The 16,062-nt window shown below is 68.1% G+C and carries 17 protein-coding genes; 4 read left to right on the top strand and 13 right to left on the bottom strand.

All coding sequences use genetic code 11. The annotated features are described in order from the left end of the window. Positions 1-166: 166 nt before the first annotated feature. Genes dmpG through ACAM49_RS22105 form a run of 3 tightly spaced genes read right to left on the bottom strand, consistent with a single transcriptional unit; the run spans position 167 to position 2,996 of the window. Entirely contained in the window at positions 167-1,231 is a 1,065-nt protein-coding gene (gene dmpG / locus ACAM49_RS22115) for a 4-hydroxy-2-oxovalerate aldolase (protein ID WP_369637450.1), read from the bottom strand. A gap of 12 nt (positions 1,232-1,243) precedes the next feature. Further along, positions 1,244-2,152: an acetaldehyde dehydrogenase (acetylating) gene (locus ACAM49_RS22110; protein WP_040803039.1), complete on the bottom strand. Its 909-nt coding sequence runs from the start codon at positions 2,150-2,152 to the stop codon at positions 1,244-1,246. Between the two features lie 58 nt (positions 2,153-2,210). Further along, on the bottom strand, positions 2,211-2,996 hold the full coding sequence (locus tag ACAM49_RS22105) for a 2-keto-4-pentenoate hydratase (protein ID WP_369637449.1): 786 nt from the start codon (positions 2,994-2,996) through the stop codon (positions 2,211-2,213). Positions 2,997-3,148: 152 nt separating this feature from the next. Between ACAM49_RS22105 and kstD the strand changes: the two genes are divergently transcribed. Next, positions 3,149-4,852 (top strand): 3-oxosteroid 1-dehydrogenase, encoded by a 1,704-nt coding sequence (gene kstD, locus ACAM49_RS22100; protein ID WP_369637448.1) that lies wholly within the window; start codon positions 3,149-3,151, stop codon positions 4,850-4,852. Positions 4,853-5,152: 300 nt separating this feature from the next. Then, on the top strand, positions 5,153-6,013 hold the full coding sequence (locus ACAM49_RS22095; protein ID WP_369637447.1) for a MaoC/PaaZ C-terminal domain-containing protein: 861 nt from the start codon (positions 5,153-5,155) through the stop codon (positions 6,011-6,013). 80 nt (positions 6,014-6,093) lie between these two features. Here ACAM49_RS22095 and ACAM49_RS22090 read toward each other — a convergent pair whose 3' ends face one another. After that, entirely contained in the window at positions 6,094-6,312 is a 219-nt protein-coding gene (locus ACAM49_RS22090; protein ID WP_369637446.1) for a DUF433 domain-containing protein, read from the bottom strand. A gap of 104 nt (positions 6,313-6,416) precedes the next feature. Here ACAM49_RS22090 and ACAM49_RS22085 point away from each other — a divergent pair, with 104 nt between their 5' ends. Next, positions 6,417-6,656 carry a glutaredoxin family protein gene (locus tag ACAM49_RS22085; protein WP_369637445.1) on the top strand — a complete coding sequence of 80 codons (240 nt, stop codon included), beginning with the start codon at positions 6,417-6,419 and terminating at the stop codon, positions 6,654-6,656. Positions 6,657-6,659: 3 nt separating this feature from the next. On the opposite strand, the gene ACAM49_RS22080 is transcribed toward ACAM49_RS22085, so the two are convergent. After that, entirely contained in the window at positions 6,660-7,694 is a 1,035-nt protein-coding gene (locus ACAM49_RS22080; protein ID WP_369637444.1) for an AraC family transcriptional regulator, read from the bottom strand. A 194-nt stretch (positions 7,695-7,888) separates the two neighbouring features. On the opposite strand from ACAM49_RS22080, the gene ACAM49_RS22075 reads away from it, so the two are divergent. Beyond that, the gene (locus ACAM49_RS22075; protein WP_040803026.1) at positions 7,889-8,236 is read left to right on the top strand and encodes a hypothetical protein; all 348 of its coding nucleotides are present in this window, start codon (positions 7,889-7,891) and stop codon (positions 8,234-8,236) included. A gap of 55 nt (positions 8,237-8,291) precedes the next feature. Here ACAM49_RS22075 and ACAM49_RS22070 read toward each other — a convergent pair whose 3' ends face one another. From ACAM49_RS22070 to ACAM49_RS22035, 8 genes are all read right to left on the bottom strand, one after another. Continuing rightward, positions 8,292-8,837 (bottom strand): RNA 2'-phosphotransferase, encoded by a 546-nt coding sequence (locus ACAM49_RS22070; protein ID WP_369637443.1) that lies wholly within the window; start codon positions 8,835-8,837, stop codon positions 8,292-8,294. 67 nt (positions 8,838-8,904) lie between these two features. Further along, entirely contained in the window at positions 8,905-9,336 is a 432-nt protein-coding gene (locus ACAM49_RS22065) for a hypothetical protein (RefSeq protein ID WP_369637442.1), read from the bottom strand. Positions 9,337-9,364: 28 nt separating this feature from the next. Further along, positions 9,365-10,639 (bottom strand): DUF58 domain-containing protein, encoded by a 1,275-nt coding sequence (locus tag ACAM49_RS22060; protein ID WP_369637441.1) that lies wholly within the window; start codon positions 10,637-10,639, stop codon positions 9,365-9,367. A 54-nt stretch (positions 10,640-10,693) separates the two neighbouring features. After that, on the bottom strand, positions 10,694-11,656 hold the full coding sequence (locus ACAM49_RS22055) for an AAA family ATPase (RefSeq protein ID WP_369637440.1): 963 nt from the start codon (positions 11,654-11,656) through the stop codon (positions 10,694-10,696). A gap of 20 nt (positions 11,657-11,676) precedes the next feature. Then, positions 11,677-12,180 carry a hypothetical protein gene (locus ACAM49_RS22050; RefSeq protein WP_369637439.1) on the bottom strand — a complete coding sequence of 168 codons (504 nt, stop codon included), beginning with the start codon at positions 12,178-12,180 and terminating at the stop codon, positions 11,677-11,679. A 49-nt stretch (positions 12,181-12,229) separates the two neighbouring features. After that, positions 12,230-13,168, bottom strand: a complete 939-nt coding sequence (locus ACAM49_RS22045; RefSeq protein WP_369637438.1) for a DUF4129 domain-containing protein — start codon at positions 13,166-13,168, stop codon at positions 12,230-12,232. A gap of 200 nt (positions 13,169-13,368) precedes the next feature. Beyond that, complete coding sequence (locus tag ACAM49_RS22040) at positions 13,369-14,838, bottom strand: UDP-glucose/GDP-mannose dehydrogenase family protein (RefSeq protein ID WP_369637437.1); 1,470 nt, start codon at positions 14,836-14,838, stop codon at positions 13,369-13,371. Next, positions 14,838-16,061: a glycosyltransferase family 4 protein gene (locus tag ACAM49_RS22035; protein ID WP_369637436.1), complete on the bottom strand. Its 1,224-nt coding sequence runs from the start codon at positions 16,059-16,061 to the stop codon at positions 14,838-14,840. Before ACAM49_RS22035 ends, ACAM49_RS22040 begins: the two co-directional genes overlap by 1 nt. Position 16,062 lies beyond the last annotated feature (1 nt).

Raw genomic sequence — 16,062 nt, 5'->3', positions numbered from 1 at the left:
AGCCTTACCCGCCGCGTCCAACCCCACCCCACCGACACCAACGCCCCTCAAGATCAGGGAGCTCTCACGCCGGAATTTAGTCCGATTCCCCTGCGTGAGAGCTCCTTGATCTTGAAACGAGCTGGGCCGCAACCGGGGGTGGTTGCGGCCCAGGCGGGGTGGGAGGTCAGGCGTTGGCGGCTGACTTTTCCTTTTCGCGCTGGAGTTCCAGGGCGATGTCGATGAGTTGGTCTTCCTGGCCGCCGACGAGTTTGCGCTGGCCTGCGCGGACGAGCATTTCGGCTGCGGAGACGCCGTAGCGTTCGGCCTGGCGTTCGGCGTGACGCAGGAAGGAGGAGTAGACGCCTGCGTAGCCCATCATGAGGGCCTGGCGGTCGAGGAGGCATTCGCTCGGCATGGCCGGGCGGACAACGTCTTCCGCTGCGTCGGTGACGGCGAAGAAGTCGACGCCGGTCTTGATGCCGAGCTTGTCGCAGACGCCGATGAAGGCCTCGACGGGGAGGTTGCCGGCGCCGGCGCCGAAACGGCGGGCGCTGCCGTCGATCTGGGTCGCGCCGGCGCGCACCGCGTAGACCGAGTTGGCGACGGCGAGGCCCAGGTTCTCGTGGCCGTGGAAGCCGACCTGGGCGTCGTTGCCGAGTTCGGCGACGAGGGCGGAGACGCGGTCCGTAACCTGGTCCAGGACAAGGGCGCCGGCGGAGTCGACGACGTAGACGCACTGGCAGCCCGCGTCGGCCATGATGCGGGCCTGCTTGGCCAGGTTCTCCGGGGTGGTGGAGTGGGCCATCATCAGGAAGCCGACGGTCTCGAGGCCGAGGTCGCGGGCCATGTTGAAGTGCTGGATGGAGACGTCGGCCTCGGTGCAGTGGGTGGCGATGCGGCAGATGGACGCGCCGTTGTCCTGCGAGATCTTGATGTCTTCCTTGACGCCGACGCCCGGCAGCATGAGGAAGGCGATCTTGGCCTGCTTGGCGGTCTCCGCGGCGGCCTTGATCAGTTCCTGCTCAGGGGTTTTCGAGAAACCGTAGTTGAACGAGGAACCGCCGAGACCGTCACCGTGGGTGACCTCGAGGACCGGAACCCCGGCCGCGTCCAGAGCACCGACGATGTCGCGCACTTCCTGCACGGTGAACTGGTGCCGCTTGTGGTGCGAACCGTCGCGCAGGCTGGTGTCGGTGACCCGGACGTCCAGGTCCGCCGAGAACGGCTTCAGAATGTTCGAATTGCTCACTGTCGGAACTCCTTACACCCGAGCCGAGAGGATCTGGTCGGCCAGCACATTGCCCACCTGGGTGGCGGCCGCGGTCATGATGTCGAGGTTGCCGGAGTACGGCGGCAGGAAGTCGCCAGCACCCTCGACCTCGACGAAGATCGAAACCTTCGCCATGCCACCGGAAACCAGCGACGGCTCGTCGAACTGCGGCTCGTTGAGCAGTCGGTAGCCGGGCACGTATTCCTGGATGGCCTTCTCCATGCGATGCACCGACTCGGTGATGGCGTCGCGGTCGGCGTCTTCCGGAATCGCGCAGAAGATGGTGTCGCGCATGATCATCGGCGGCTCGGCCGGGTTCAGGATGATGATCGCCTTACCGCGCTTGGCGCCGCCGATGGTCTCGACACCGGCGGAGGTGGTCTTGGTGAACTCGTCGATGTTCGCGCGGGTACCGGGACCGGCCGACACGGACGACACCGACGCCACGATCTCGGCGTACTCCACCGGCACCACGCGGGAAACCGCGTGCACCATCGGAATCGTCGCCTGCCCACCGCAGGTGATCATGTTGACGTTCAGCTCGTCACGCAGCGTGTCCAGGTTGACCGGTGGAATCACGGCGGGGCCGACGGCGGCGGGGGTGAGGTCGATGGCACGGATGCCCGCCTCGGCGTACTTGGGCGCGTAGGCCCGGTGCACGTACGCGGACGTCGCCTCGAACAGCAGGTCCGGCTTCTCCGGCAGTGCCAGCAGCCAGTCCGCGCCCTCGGCGGAGGTCTCCAGGCCCAGGCCGCGGGCGCGCTTGAGGCCCTCGGAATCCGGGTCGATGCCGATCATCCAGCGCGGCTCGATCTTCTCCGAACGCAGCAGCTTGTAGAGCAGATCGGTGCTGATATTGCCGGACCCGACGATCGCGGCGGTGACTTTGCTTGCAGTCACGGCTTTCTCCTACTCGGTGAGGTCAGTGTCTGTGTGACGCAGCCCGTTTGATTCAGGCTTACGCGAAACCCAGGTGGACGGAACCGAGTCCGGCGAACTCGGCGATGAACTCGTCGCCCGGACGGGCGTCGATGGCGCGGGTGCAGGAGCCGGGCAGCACGATGTCGCCCGCCTTCAACCGCACCCCGAACGAGGCGACCTTGCGCGCGAGCCACGCCACCGCGATGGTCGGATCGCCCAGCACGGCATCGGAGCGGCCCTCGGCGATGACCTCGCCATTGCGGGTCAGCACGGCGTCAATGTTCTTGATGTCCAACTGATCCGGCGAGACGCGCTGCTTGCCGAGCACGTATCCGGCGGAGGACGCGTTGTCGGCGATGGTGTCGCAGAGCGCGATCTTCCAGTCCTTGATGCGGGTGTCGATGAGCTCGATGGAGGGCGCGTAGGCGACGGTGGCCTTGCGGACGTCCTCTTCGGTGCAGTCCGCGCCGGGCAGGTCCGCGCCCAGGATGAAGCCGACCTCGACCTCGACGCGCGGGTACAGATACTTGGACGTGTCGACCGGAACGTCTTCGAAGACTTCCATTTCCGCGAGCAGGTGCCCGTAGTCCGGCTCGTCCACACCCATCATCTGCTGCATGGCCTTGGACGACAGGCCCACCTTGTGGCCCACCACCTTCGCGCCGCCGTCGAAACGCTGCCGCATATTGATGAGCTGGATCTCGTAGGCGTCGACCACGTCGATCTCGGGATACCGCACGGCCAGCGGATCGATCGGGACCCGGGTCCGCTCGGCCGCAGCGAGCTCGTCGGCCAGTTCCTTGCGTAGCGCGTCGGTCAGCACGCTGTATTCCTTCCATCGGGGGTACCGGCCGGTGGCCAATCAGTAACGAGACTAGAAACTGAAACGAGTTTTTGTGAAGAACGTCGCTTCAGCAGTCCCATCTGCCAGACCAACATAGACCAAACCAGGATTGATTCTATAACGTGTTCTACATGACTGATCGGGATTACGACGTGGTGGTGGTCGGCAGCGGTGCCGCCGGTATGTCCGCCGCCCTCACCGCTGCGCACCACGGTCTGCGCACGGTGCTCATCGAAAAGGCCGCTCATTACGGCGGTTCTACCGCGCGATCGGGCGGTGGCGTCTGGATTCCCGGAAACAAGGTGCTGAAGGCCGCGGGCAAGGGCAACGACCTCGACGAGGCGCGGACCTACCTCTACAGCATCATCGGCGACGTGGTGCCCAAGGAGAAGATCGATACCTACATCGATCGCGGCGCGGAAGCCTTCGACTACGTGCTCGACCACTCCGCCCTGAAGATGACCTGGGTGCCCGGCTACTCCGACTACTACCCGGAGGCACCGGGCGGCAAGGCGGACGGCCGCAGCTGCGAGCCCAAGCCGTTCAACCTCAAGGTCCTGGGCGAGGAGCGCTTCAAGCTGGAGCCCGCCTACAGCAAGGCTCCGCTGAACGTGGTCGTCATGCAGGCGGACTACAAGAAGCTCAACCTGATCCGCCGCCACCCGAGCGGCATCGCGCGCGTGCTGCGCGTCGGCACCCGCTGGGCGTGGGGCAAGGTCACCGGCAAGGCGCTGGTCGGCATGGGCCAGGCCATCATCGCGGGTCTGCGCAAGGGCCTGCTGGACGCGAATGTGCCGGTGCTGCTGAACACTCCGCTCACCGGACTGGTGATCGAGAACGGTGTGGTCACCGGTGTCGACGCCGAGCAGAACGGTGAGGCCGTGCGGTTCAACGCCAAGTACGGCGTGATCCTGGCCAGCGGCGGCTTCGAGCACAACGCCGATATGCGGCACAAGTACCAGCGCGAGCCCATCACCACCGAGTGGACCACCGGCGCGGCCGCCAATACCGGCGACGGCATCCGGGCGGGCATCGAGGCCGGTGCGGACATCGCGTTCATGGACGACGCCTGGTGGGGGCCGACCACCTTCCGCGGTGAAGGCAAGCCCTGGTTCTGCCTCGCGGAGCGAAACCTGCCCGGCTCCATCATGATCAATACGCAAGGGCAGCGATTCGGTAATGAGTCCGCTCCTTACGTCGAGGCCGTGCACACCATGTACGGCGGCGAATACGGGCAGGGTGAGGGTCCGGGCGAGAACGTGCCGTGCTGGCTGGTGTTCGACCACCGCTACCGGTCCCGCTACATCTTCGCCGGATTGCAGCCTGGCCAGCGGATTCCGTCCCGCTGGATGGAAAACGACCTGATCGTCGTCGCCCCGACGGTAGCCGAGCTGGCCGAGAAGATCGGGGTTCCCGCGGACCAGCTGAGCGCCACCATCGAGCGCTTCAACGGCTTCGTCGAGTCCGGCAAGGACCTCGACTTCAACCGCGGCGACAGCGCCTACGACCGCTACTACGGCGACCCGACCATCAAGCCGAACCCGTGCTTGAACAAGCTCGAGGTCGGGCCGTTCTACGCGGTGAAGATGGTCCCCGGCGACCTCGGCACCAAGGGCGGTCTGGTCACCGACAACGACGCGCGCGTGCTGCGCGAGGACGGGACCGTCATCGAGGGCCTGTACGCGGCGGGCAACACCTCCTCGCCGGTCATGGGCCACACCTACGCCGGCCCCGGCGCGACCATCGGCCCCGCGATCACCTTCGGCTACCTGGCCGCGCTGGATGTCGCCGCCAAGAAGAAGAACGGCGCACCCGTCGTCGAGAAGGCGTCCTGAACCGTCCCAACCCGGTTCAGGATCGGGTTGGGCGCGAGTCGGGTCACGTCGAGTCCGCGCCCAACCCTCCCGCATCGCCTCGCCGTACCGCTCTATCCCGGCGGGGCGTGGGAAAGCACAACTGAACGCCCGGACCGCCACCGCCGAACGCTCTTCCGGGTGGCGGGACCGGGAGCAGACTTTCGAGCGCCGCCCGACGCTCCCATCCGCGGAGCCGCACGACCCGCTCAGCGGAGCGGGGGCTTGCGGGGAGACGAACCGCGCCGGACCATCGGACGCGAGTGACGAGGAGAACCTTTCATGCCCATCGATTTGAGTGTCGCGCTCGGCGCGCAGATCCCCGCGCGCGAATTCAGCTGGTCCGCCAGCGATGTGCAGACCTACAACCTGGCGCTGGGCGCGGGCAACCGCTGGACCGACGCGGCCGAGCTGCGCTACGTCGACGACCGCGACCCCGCCGTGCTGCCGTCCTTCGCGACCGTCGCGCCGTCCTTCCACGAGACCGAGCCGCCCAAGGTGAAGTTCGACGGCATCGACATCGACCTGGCCAAGGTCGTGCACGGCAGCCAGGAGATCATCGTGCACCGCCCGATTCCCGCCTCGGGCAAGGGCAGCATCTCGGGCCGCATCACCGACATCTGGGACAAGGGCTCCAATGCCGTCGTCTGGCGCGAGGACACCGCCGTCGGCTCCGACGGCGAAGTCCTCTGGACCGCCCGCTCCTCCATCTTCGCCAAGGGCGAGGGCGGCTTCGGCGGCGAGCGCGGCCCCAGCGCCAAGACCGAACTCCCCGACCGCGCACCGGATTTCGAGGTCCTCACCCCCACCCTGCCCCAGCAGGCCCTCCTCTATCGCATGTGCGGCGACCGCAACCCCCTGCACTCGGACCCCGAATTCGCCCGCAACGCCGGCTTCCCCAACCCGATCCTGCACGGCCTGTGCACCTACGGCCTGGTGCTGAAGACCGCCACGGACACGGTCCTGGCCTCGGATGTCTCCCGCGTCAAGGGTTTCCGCGCCCGCTTCGCGGGTGTCATGTACCCCGGCGAAACCCTCCGCTCCCGAATCTGGCAGCAGAACGGCGAACTCACCATCGCGGTCACCGTCGTCGACCGCGACGACGCCCCCGTCCTCGCCGACGTGGTCCTGACCCACTCGTAAACACCCGAGCTTCAAGATCAGGGAGCTCTCACGCCGGTGAATCGGACAGATTTCCGGCGTGAGGGCTCCCTGATCTTGTTTCAGGAGGCATGGGGGAGGGAGGACGGGAGGGCGGCGTAGTGGAGGGCGGCTACCAGGTCTTCGCGGGTCAGGCCGGGGCAGTCGGTGAGGAGTTCGGTGGGGGTTACGCCGCTGTGGAGGAGGTCTATCAGGAGGGAGACGGGGTAGGTGGTGCCTTGGATTATGGGGGCGCCGTTGCAGATCGATGGGTCGATGGTGATGCGGTGGAGGAAGGCCATGGAGTGAAGGCTAGGGGCGGGATGTAATCGAACTCTGAGGTTGGGATTGCGCAGGTCTGTGGGGTGGAGGACTGGGCGGTCGGGCTTGTGGCAGAGTCGGGGGCATGGACGAGGTGGTGATGTACGGGGCCGATTGGTGTGGGGATTGTCGGCGGGCGAAGGTGTGGTTTCGGGAGAACGGGGTGGCGTTCACCGAGATCAATGTGGAGGACGATGAGGACGCGCGGGAGCGGGCCATCGAGATCGCGGGTGGGCGGAAGAACATTCCGGTGATCGTGCTGCCGAACGGGGACGTGCTCATCGAACCCACCAATGCCGACCTCGCCGCTGCGCTGAAGGGCTGAAAGCTACACGCGGACCGAGACCCGGCCGCGGTTCTCCCGCGCGAACTGGCCCGGCGACTGCCCCTTCCACCCCCGGAAGGCGGAGGTGAACGCCGAGACGCTGGCGTAGCCGAGGCGGATCGCGGCCTGTTCCACCGTCATTCCGGCCACCAGGAGTTCCTCGGCCAGCAGACCGACTGTCTCCGTGGAGAGTTCGCGGAAGGTGGTGCCCTCGTCGGCGAGGCGGCGGCGCAGGGTGCGGACACTGACATCCAATTCGGCGGCTATGTGTGATTGGTCCGCTATGCCGCCGCGGGAGATGAGGAGCTGGCGGACCTGGCCGCTGATGCCCTGGCGGCGCTTGCGGCGCTGCATGAGTTCGGCGCACTGCTGTTCGTAGAAGCGCGCGGTGGCCGTATTCGCCTGGGGCAGTTGCAAATGCTGAATACTGGACGGTCCGGTGACGACCGAGCGGGGCGCGTTGAAGACCACCTCCTCGACACCGAGCATGGCGCCGAACATCTCGTAGACCGGATGCGGCGGGAACGCCACAGCGACCCGGGTGATGGGCGGGCGCATGGGCATGACGTCCTGCTGGATGGTCCAGATGGCGGCCACATCCCGCTCCACCGCGAAGCGCCGCACCTCGCGCGGCACGCCGCTGTCGTCGCGCACGATGGAGACGTCGTCGCCGGTGATGACCAGATGGTGGCGGGCCACGGTGAAGGACAGATCCGCGTAGCGCAGCGCCAGATCCACGGCGTCGCGCACGGTGGGACAGCTCATGAGTGCGAAGCCGAGCACCCCGAGACTCGGTGGGTGACACAGCAATCCGGCCATAAGCCCCATACCGGGCTCATCCCCGACTCCGGCCACGACATTGCGCATCAGGGCCAGCTCCTGCGAGAGCGTGATCTCGGCCGTGGAGTCCATCAGATCCCGATCACGAATCCCGGTGTGGCGCAAGAGATCGGGCGTGGCGAGGCCGCGTGCCACCGCGAACTCGACAAGAAGCGCCGCACTGGTGATGGAGCGCAGTTGACCCTGACCGTCCGTCACACCGAAATGGTCGCAAACTTTCAGCGTGCCAGGGGGCGGAACGAGCGGGGAAGTTGCTGAAAGCGGCCGAAATTCGTTTGTTTCTGACCCAGGACGCGCTGGAGGCGTAACGTCTTCAGACATACGGTGAATATCTAGCTAACCAACTGAATAACTAGCTGACTACAACCGATAGACATGGAGAAGGTGAGCCAATGGCCGCCTGGCAAGTGTTCACGGCCACTCTCGCAGCGCTCGTGATCATGACGATTGCCTTTATGAGCCTGCACCACCCCCAACAAGATCCGGACCGGCTCTCCGTAGATCGGATCCGGGAACGAATCAACAACGAGCACAGCACATTAGCGCTGGCAACCGGCGATCCATCCGCCTGGTCGCACCTCGCGCCGGACCATCCACTGGATGTCCAGGAAGCCCATCGCACCATGCAGCAGCACCGCCGCTGCGTGGTCGCCGAATGCGAGCGCAAAGCCGCGGCATTCCGGGCGCTCATCGACGCGGGCCGCATCAAGCCGACCCGCATGCCCCCCGCCCTGCAGTAACCGTCCCACCCACAACACGGCGGCCGCGGGCCGCGCCGAGCCCCGAACCGGCAGCTCAGAGGCCGGACAGGTACTCGGGCGGGACCGCGGCCACCAACCAGACCCCGTTGGTGCTGACCCGGAACACGTGCCCGTCGCGGTGCATGGCCGCGGCATCCACGGTCAGCACCACGGGCTTCCCTCGCCGCGACCCCACCTTGACGGCGGTCTCCGTATCCGCCGACAGGTGGACGTCGTGCCGGCGCATGGGCTTCAGGCCCTCCGCGTAGATTCCGGGCAGTGCCACGCCGACGGTGCCGTGGTACAGCAGATCGGGCGGTGTACTCGCCCGGTACTCCAGGTCGACGACGACGCTGTGTCCCTGACTCGCGCGGATCCGGGTGCCCGTGGCATCGAATTCGAAGCGGCGCTTGTTGTTCCGCGCCACTACCTCGTCGAGTTCGGGCCGGGTGAGGGTGCGGCCGTGCCGGGCCAGGGCCGACAGGAGCTCCGAAACCTCCACCCATCCGGCGGAGTCCAGCACGAGGCCGATCTCCCCCGGCGCGTGGCGCAGATGCCTCGACAATCGCTTCGAGGTCTTGACCAACTGTTTCTCTTCCATGCGCGAGTAGACCACTCCCGCAGCCGGATTCGAAGCGATTTTCGGCTCGGCCGTGGGCGAACCGGACTCAGCCGCGCGCCCGGTCGTCCACCAGACCCCGAACCAGCAAGGCGTACAACACGATCACGGTGAACGGCGCGAGGATCGGCACCCACGACAGCCCGGCGGGCATGACGGTGGCGGCTCCGGCCGCGACGGTGAACACCAGCGCGCCCGCCACGGACGGCACCGTGGTCGGCACCACCCCGACCGGAGCCGACACCGTGGCCGTATTCAGCAGATAGGTGGTCACCACCAGTCCGATGCCGCCCGCCACCACGGCGCCGGTCCCGATCCAGGCCACCACCCCCATGGCCGCGAGCGCGGCCAATACGGCGCAAACCCGCCATCGCCAGCCCGCGACGGCCAGTCCGGCCACGGGAATCGCGGCCCAGGGCAGCACGATGGCCACCGCGACCGCGAGCAGCAGGCCGGACAGGACGGCCAGGAATCTGGTCATGCGCGCACCTCCATCCCCGCTCCCCGCCTCATCGCCGGACCCGTACCGTGCGGCGGTGTTCGGGCAGCAGGCGCATGACCTGGTCGAGGCGGGCGTCCTCGGGCCAGGACACGATGTCCACGCCGACGGTGCCCATATCGCGGTACATCGAACTGCGTTCGAGCTGCCACATGCGGGCCAGCGTGGGGTCCAGATCCGGGCCGAAGGGCGTGCCGCGCAGCACGTCGATCACCACCACGACGTGCCCGCGTTTGCGGAGATCGATGAGCGCCAGGGCGAATTGGGTGTCGAGCAGGGTCGAGAACGCCACGATCACGGCGCCGATCGGTACGGCGGCATGCGGTGCGAGCGTGCCCTGCATGACGAGATGCTCGTCGCCGACATCGAGGACGGTGTCCACGATCCGATAGAACTGCCTGCGGCCGATATCGGGTCGCAGCCAGCGCGGGGAGCGGCCGAGGCAGACCACGGCGGTGCGATCACCGGCCTGCAGCGCGGACTGGGCGACCTGCGCCGCACCGCGCACCGACAATTCCAGCGAGTCGGACGCGGGCCCGGGCGCCTGCAGCGAAGTATCCACCAGCACAACGACATCCGCGGCACGGTTGGTGAAGCGCTCGGTCACGAACAGCTGTCCGCGCCGCGCGCTGACCGGCCAGTTCACCGTCCGCAGCTGATCGCCGGGCGTGTAGGCGCGAATATCGGCGTACTCCACGCCGGGTCCGTGCCGCCGCGTCAGGTGCGTACCCATGCGCTCGGGTAGTTCGGTGCGCGGCAACCGCATTCGCTGCGGGTCGGTGATCGGATAGACGTACACCTCTCCCGCGGGCAGCCGCACCGAGGCGACAGCCAGCCCGGCCGGGCTCAGCGCGGTCACCCGCATGGGTACCGGGTAACGCCCCCAGCGCGGCGCGGACAACGCCAGCCGCAGCCCCGCGGGCGCGGCGCCGGAGTCCACCGTCTCCTCGACGTGAACCTCCATGCTGCGCAAGGGTTCCGGATGCAGTCGCAGCAGCGCGTGCCCGCTCTCCACGAAGGCCGCGGCGGCCAGCACCACCTCCTCGGTCTCGAAGCAGCGCAGCACCCCCGCGCCGTCCACCTGAATCCTGGTGCGCGACTGCTGCAATGGCGCGGTCGCCAGCACCCCGATCAGGGGCGCGGCGAACACCACCAGCTGCCATTTGCCGAGCACCAGCGCCAGCACCAGCGCCGGGGCGGACACCGCCGCCAGCATGAATACCAAAGGCGCTGGCCGCCAGCGCAATTCGGCCTCGACCGTGGCGCTCGTATCGCGATGCTTCACGGCCGCTCCGCCCCGGTCGCGCTCATCCGGGCAGGTCTGTCACGCATGCGGACCTCACGACGTGGTGGCGCGGGGCACCGGGAGGCGGCGCAGCAGTTCGGCAATGACGTCCTCGCCGCGGATGCGCCGGACCCACATTTCGGGGCGCAATGTGATGCGGTGCGCCATGGCGGGAATGGCGAGCGCCTTGACGTCCTCGGGCACCACGTAGTCGCGGCCGTTGAGAAGTGCTCGGGCCCGGGCCATCTGGACCAGATCGAGTTCCGCGCGGGGGCTCGCGCCGACCTCGACCTGCGGGTGGCCGCGGGTCGCGGAGGCCAGCGAGACCACGTAACCGACCACATCGGGGTGGACGGTCACGAACTCCACCGACTGCCGCATCTCCAGCAGCCCGTCGGCGTCCACCACCTGCGCGATCTGGGCCGGTTGCGCACCGCGTTCCAGGCGGCGGCGGATCATGCTCATCTCGTCGCTCTCCGACAGGTAGCCCAGCCGCAGCTGCATGGCGAACCGGTCGAGCTGCGCCTCGGGCAGCGGATAGGTGCCCTCGTACTCGATCGGATTGTCGGTGGCGAAGACGATGAACGGCTGCGGCAGCGGGAAGGTCTCACCGTCGATCGAGACCTGCCCCTCGGCCATGGCCTCCAGCAGCGCGGCCTGGGTCTTGGGCGGGGTGCGGTTGACCTCGTCGGCCAGCAGCATATTGGTGAACACCGGGCCGCGCCGGAAACTGAAACGGCCCGAATGCATGTCGTAGATGGTGGAGCCGATCAGATCCGCGGGCAACAGGTCCGGGGTGAACTGCACGCGCGTGAAGTTCAGCCCGAGCGCCGCGGCGAACGAGCGCGCGATGAGGGTCTTGCCCAGGCCGGGCAGGTCCTCGATCAGGATGTGGCCACCGGACAGCACCGCGATCATGATCAACTGCAGTTCGTCCCGCTTGCCGACCACGACCCGGCCTACTTCGCGCAGCACGGCGTCCGTGCGCTTGATGGTCACGTCCATCGGTGATGTCATCGCATGTCTCGCATCTCATCTCACATGTTCTGTAGCCGGCGCAGGATCTCGTCCAGGGCGGCGCGCCCGGGTGCGCGATTGACCTGATCGCGCAGCGCCGAGTTGGCCGGATCCACCCAGCGCCACAGTTCGGGGCCGAACTGCAGCTGTCCCGCCACCTCCAGCGCGCGCCGGTTCTTGGCCATCCGGTGCCCGCTGGTCAGCTCGAATTCCTTGGCCAGCAGGGGCCGCAGGTGCCGATCCCAGTCGGCGCGCGAACCCTCGGACCGTTCGGCCAGCATCTGGGCGCGCGCCTGCCAGCGGCGCAGCATCTCGGCCGGGCCATTGTCGATATCGTTGTCGTCCGGATCCGGCGGGGTCAGCCGCCGCGCCCGCTCCACCAGCGACCACACCAGCAGCCCCAGCGCACCGGCCACGGGCACACCGGAGATCGCCAGCAGGGTGTCGCGCTGATTGCCGTACGCGAGCACCTCGAACAGCGCGGCCAACGCCAGCGCTCCCACCACGATCGCGATCCGATTCATCGCCGGTCCCCCGTCCGGTTCCACGGGAGCCATTGCACGACAACTACTTTCATGCCGCCTGCCCCTGCAGATCAGCCAATACGATACGCAGCAGCTGTTCGGCCCGCATCCGCTGCCACTCCAGCATGGAGTGCGGGCTGAAGCGGGCCTCCTCGAACAGCGCCACCAGTTCCCGGGCCGACGCGTCGCGCAGGAAGCCGCGGTCGAAGGCGCGGGCCAGCACCTCGGACGGGGTGTCCGAGGCCAGCGGCGCCACCTCGCGTGCCTGTGCCAGACCGCTTTCCATGGCCACGTAGCAGGCGATGATGGCGGTGCGCGGATCCTGACCCGGCGCGATCATGGCCGCCAGGCCCATCTCCGCCACCTTGGCCAGCGACACCGCCTCGGCGGGCGTCGGCTGCGGCAGCGGGGTGCGCGAGAGCGAGGGCGAGCGATTGGAACTCACCGCCACCACGACCAATCCGGCCATGGCGACCAGCACCAGCACGCCCGCCGCGATGCCGACCAGTAGCAGCGCGGTGCCGGACAGCGGCGGGGAGGAGACCGTATCCGGGGTTCTGGCAACGGTTTCCGTCGGCAGTTCGGTCCCGGTGGGTGCGGCCGTCGGGGCTTGGCCGACCTCGCTCTGCCGTTCCGGCGTCACCAGGTACACCGACACCACCGCGGTGACGATCAGTGCCAGGGCCGCGATGACGATCAGCACCATCAGCCCGATCCGCCGTAATCCCAGTCCGCGCAGGGTGTTCTCGCGGTCGGGTTCGGGCATGGCCAGGGGCAGGCGGTGCTGGCTGTTGATGACTCCGGCGATCAGAATCACCATCGATACCAGCAGCAGCACCGGCATCAATGCCAGTGAGACCGCCGAGGACGGATGCGGCGAGGAGGGGCCGCCGGTTCCCGGGATGTATCCGCGCAGGGCCACGACAGCCAGCATCACGAGCCCGATCAAACCGATCGCGCGCGCAGCCACCTGCCCCACCCCAGTCACGAACACTCCTAAACCAGAGTTCCAGCCGGAAACAGGGCCATAGTTACATGCCAAGCGGTCCGTCAGGACCAAAATCGTGAAGCTGGAATCACATACCCGTATCGCATGAATTACCAGCGCCCCCGGCCCTGTGGGCAAGATCGGGAAAACAGCTCGGGCCGGGGCTGCTGCCCCGGCCCGAGTCATCGGTCTGAAAATCCTTACGCGGTGCGGCGGACGCGGGCCCGCAGGCGGGTCAGCGGAGACGGCTGGGGCAGCGCCCGTGCCGGATCCGCGACGGTATCGCGCACGGCAACAGCGGGATAGCTGGTCCCCGCCGGTGCACCCACCCGCCCGGCGGCCGTGCGCGGCTCCACCAGGCGGCCCAGCGCCCGGAAATCCCAGCCCGCGGCCAGCCACGGCTCCGGATCGAGCGTGTTGCGGGCGTCGATGATGACCCGGCCCCGCGCCACCGTGCGCAGGAAAACCGGGTCCAGCTCCCGGAATTCGCGCCACTCGGTCAAATGCAGCACCACATCCGCCTCGTGCAGCGCGGCGGCCGGAGTGGCCGCGAAGACCAGCTGCGGCGCCACGGCGCGGGCGGGACCCGTTGCGGCGGGATCGAATACGGTCACCTCGGCACCGGCGGCATGCAGCCGCCGCGCCACGTCGAGGGCGGGTGAATCGCGGACGTCGTCCGAGAGCGGCTTGAACGCCGCACCCAGCACGCCGACCCGGCCGCCGGGCCGTCGCCCGCCGCCGAGCAGGGCGAGGGTCTCCTCGACCACCCGCTCCCGTCGCCGCAGATTGATGGCGTCCACATCACGCAGGAACTCCACCGACTCCCCCGCGCCGAGCTCGGTGGCACGAGCGATCAACGCCCGCACGTCCTTCGGCAGACAACCGCCGCCGTAGCCGAGACCCGCGCCGAGGAACTTCCGGCCGATCCGGTCGTCGTGCCCGAGCGCCTCGGCCAGCAGCGTCACGTCCGCACCGGTGCGGTCGCACAGCTCGGCCATGGCGTTGATGAACGAAATCTTGGTCGCCAGAAAGGCATTCGCCGAAACCTTGATCAATTCGGCGGTCGGCAGGTTGGTGATCACCACCGGCGAGCCCGCCGCGATGGGCGTCGAATAGACCTGCCGCAGCGCCCATTCCGCGTCCGGCGTGGTGACGCCGAAGACGAGCCGGTTCGGGTGCAGCGTGTCGTAGACGGCGTGCCCCTCGCGCAGGAACTCCGGATTCCAGGCCAGATCGACCGAGATCCCCTCCGGTGCGAGCTCGGCGATGCGCGCCGTCAGCGCCTCGGCCGTGCCCACCGGCACCGTCGACTTGCCGACGATCAGGCAATTGCGGGTCAGATGCGGCACCAGCCCGTCCAGCGCCGAGTACAGCTGCGACAGATCCGCCGCCCCGTTCACCCCCGGCGGCGTTCCGACACAAAGGAAGTGCACGTCGGCGAATTCGGCCGCCTCGACCAGCGAGGTACCGAAACGTAGTCGCCCGCCGGCCACATGCCCGGCCAGCAGTTCCGGCAGCCCGGGCTCGTGGAAGGGCACCGTGCCCACCGACAGCGCCGCGGCCTTGGCCGGATTGTTGTCCACGCCCAGCACCTCGAAACCGAGTTCGGCCATGCCCGCGGCGTGGGTGGCGCCCAGATAACCGGTGCCGATGACGGAGATACGGAGCATCAGGATGCCTCCTTGGTGGCCGGGATCTCGCCCGGCGCGGAATCTGGTTGCAGCCGTTCCGCGATCACCTCGCGGTAGTGCCGGACGAGCAGGTCGTTGACGGCCGCCCAGGACCGGTCGCGCACGCTGCGCACCGCGGTGGCCGCGGTCTGCTCGCGCAGCGCCGGATCCTCGATCAGGCGGCGCACGAACTCGGTCATGGCCGCGGCATCACCGGGCGGATAGAGGAACCCGGCCCCGGGGGTGATGACGTCGATGGGGCCGCCCGCCTTGGGCGCCACCACCGGCACCCCGGAGGCGAGGGCCTCCTGCGCGGCCTGGCAATAGGTTTCGTGACGGCCGGTGTGCACGAAGACATCCAGCGAGGCGTAGGCCGCGGCCAGTTCCTCACCGTGCAGGACGCCCAGGAACTCCGCGTCCGGCAACAGCTTTCGCAGCCGCTTCTCCTCGGGGCCGCCGCCCACGATGATCAGCTTGAGGTTCGGGAGCGAGCGCAGCTCGGCCAGCAGCTCGAGCTCCTTCTCGGGCGCCAGGCGGCCGATGTAGCCGACCAGGGCTTCGCCATTGGGGGCCAGGCGCTTTCGCAGTTCCTCCGAGCGCCGGAAGGGGCCGAACTGCTGGAGGTCCACGCCGCGCGGCCAGCGGCCCAGTCCGGGGACGCCCATCAGTTCCAGTTGACGCAGGCTGGCGGTGGACGGCGCGAGGGTGCGATCCACCTTCAGGTGAATCCGACGGGTCAGCGCCGTCATGGCGCGGACGCCGCCGGGCAGGTCGTAGCGCAGCGCGAAACCCACCAGATCGGTCTGATAGATGGCGACGGTCGGCACCCCGAGCTCACCCGCCACCTTGGCCGCTTGATAGCCCAGCGTCGCGGGCGAGGCGATGTGCACGACATCCGGTCGGAATTCGCGCATGATCTTGCGCAGTCGCCGCCGGGTTTCCAGGCCGATCCGGAAGTCCCGGTAGAAGGGCAGCCGTGCGCCACGCACCACATGCACGCGGAAACCCGCGTACTTCTCGGGCCCGGTCGGCGCGACCAGGGTGGCCTCGTGTCCCTTTGCTGCCAGGTGATCCAGCACCCGCCGTACGGAGTTGGTGACGCCGTTGACCTGGGGAAGAAAGGACTCGGCGACGACCAACACCCGCAGGCGGGCACTGTTCCGGATATGAGGGTTGCTCGGGTTCCGCGGCGCGGAATCCCTTGCCTGCTCGCGGATTCGCATC

The organism is Nocardia sp. JMUB6875 (genome assembly GCF_041154655.1).
Lineage (GTDB): Bacteria > Actinomycetota > Actinomycetes > Mycobacteriales > Mycobacteriaceae > Nocardia.
Note: the sequence above shows the minus strand (reverse complement) of the source record. Positions and strands in the feature narration are given on the sequence as shown.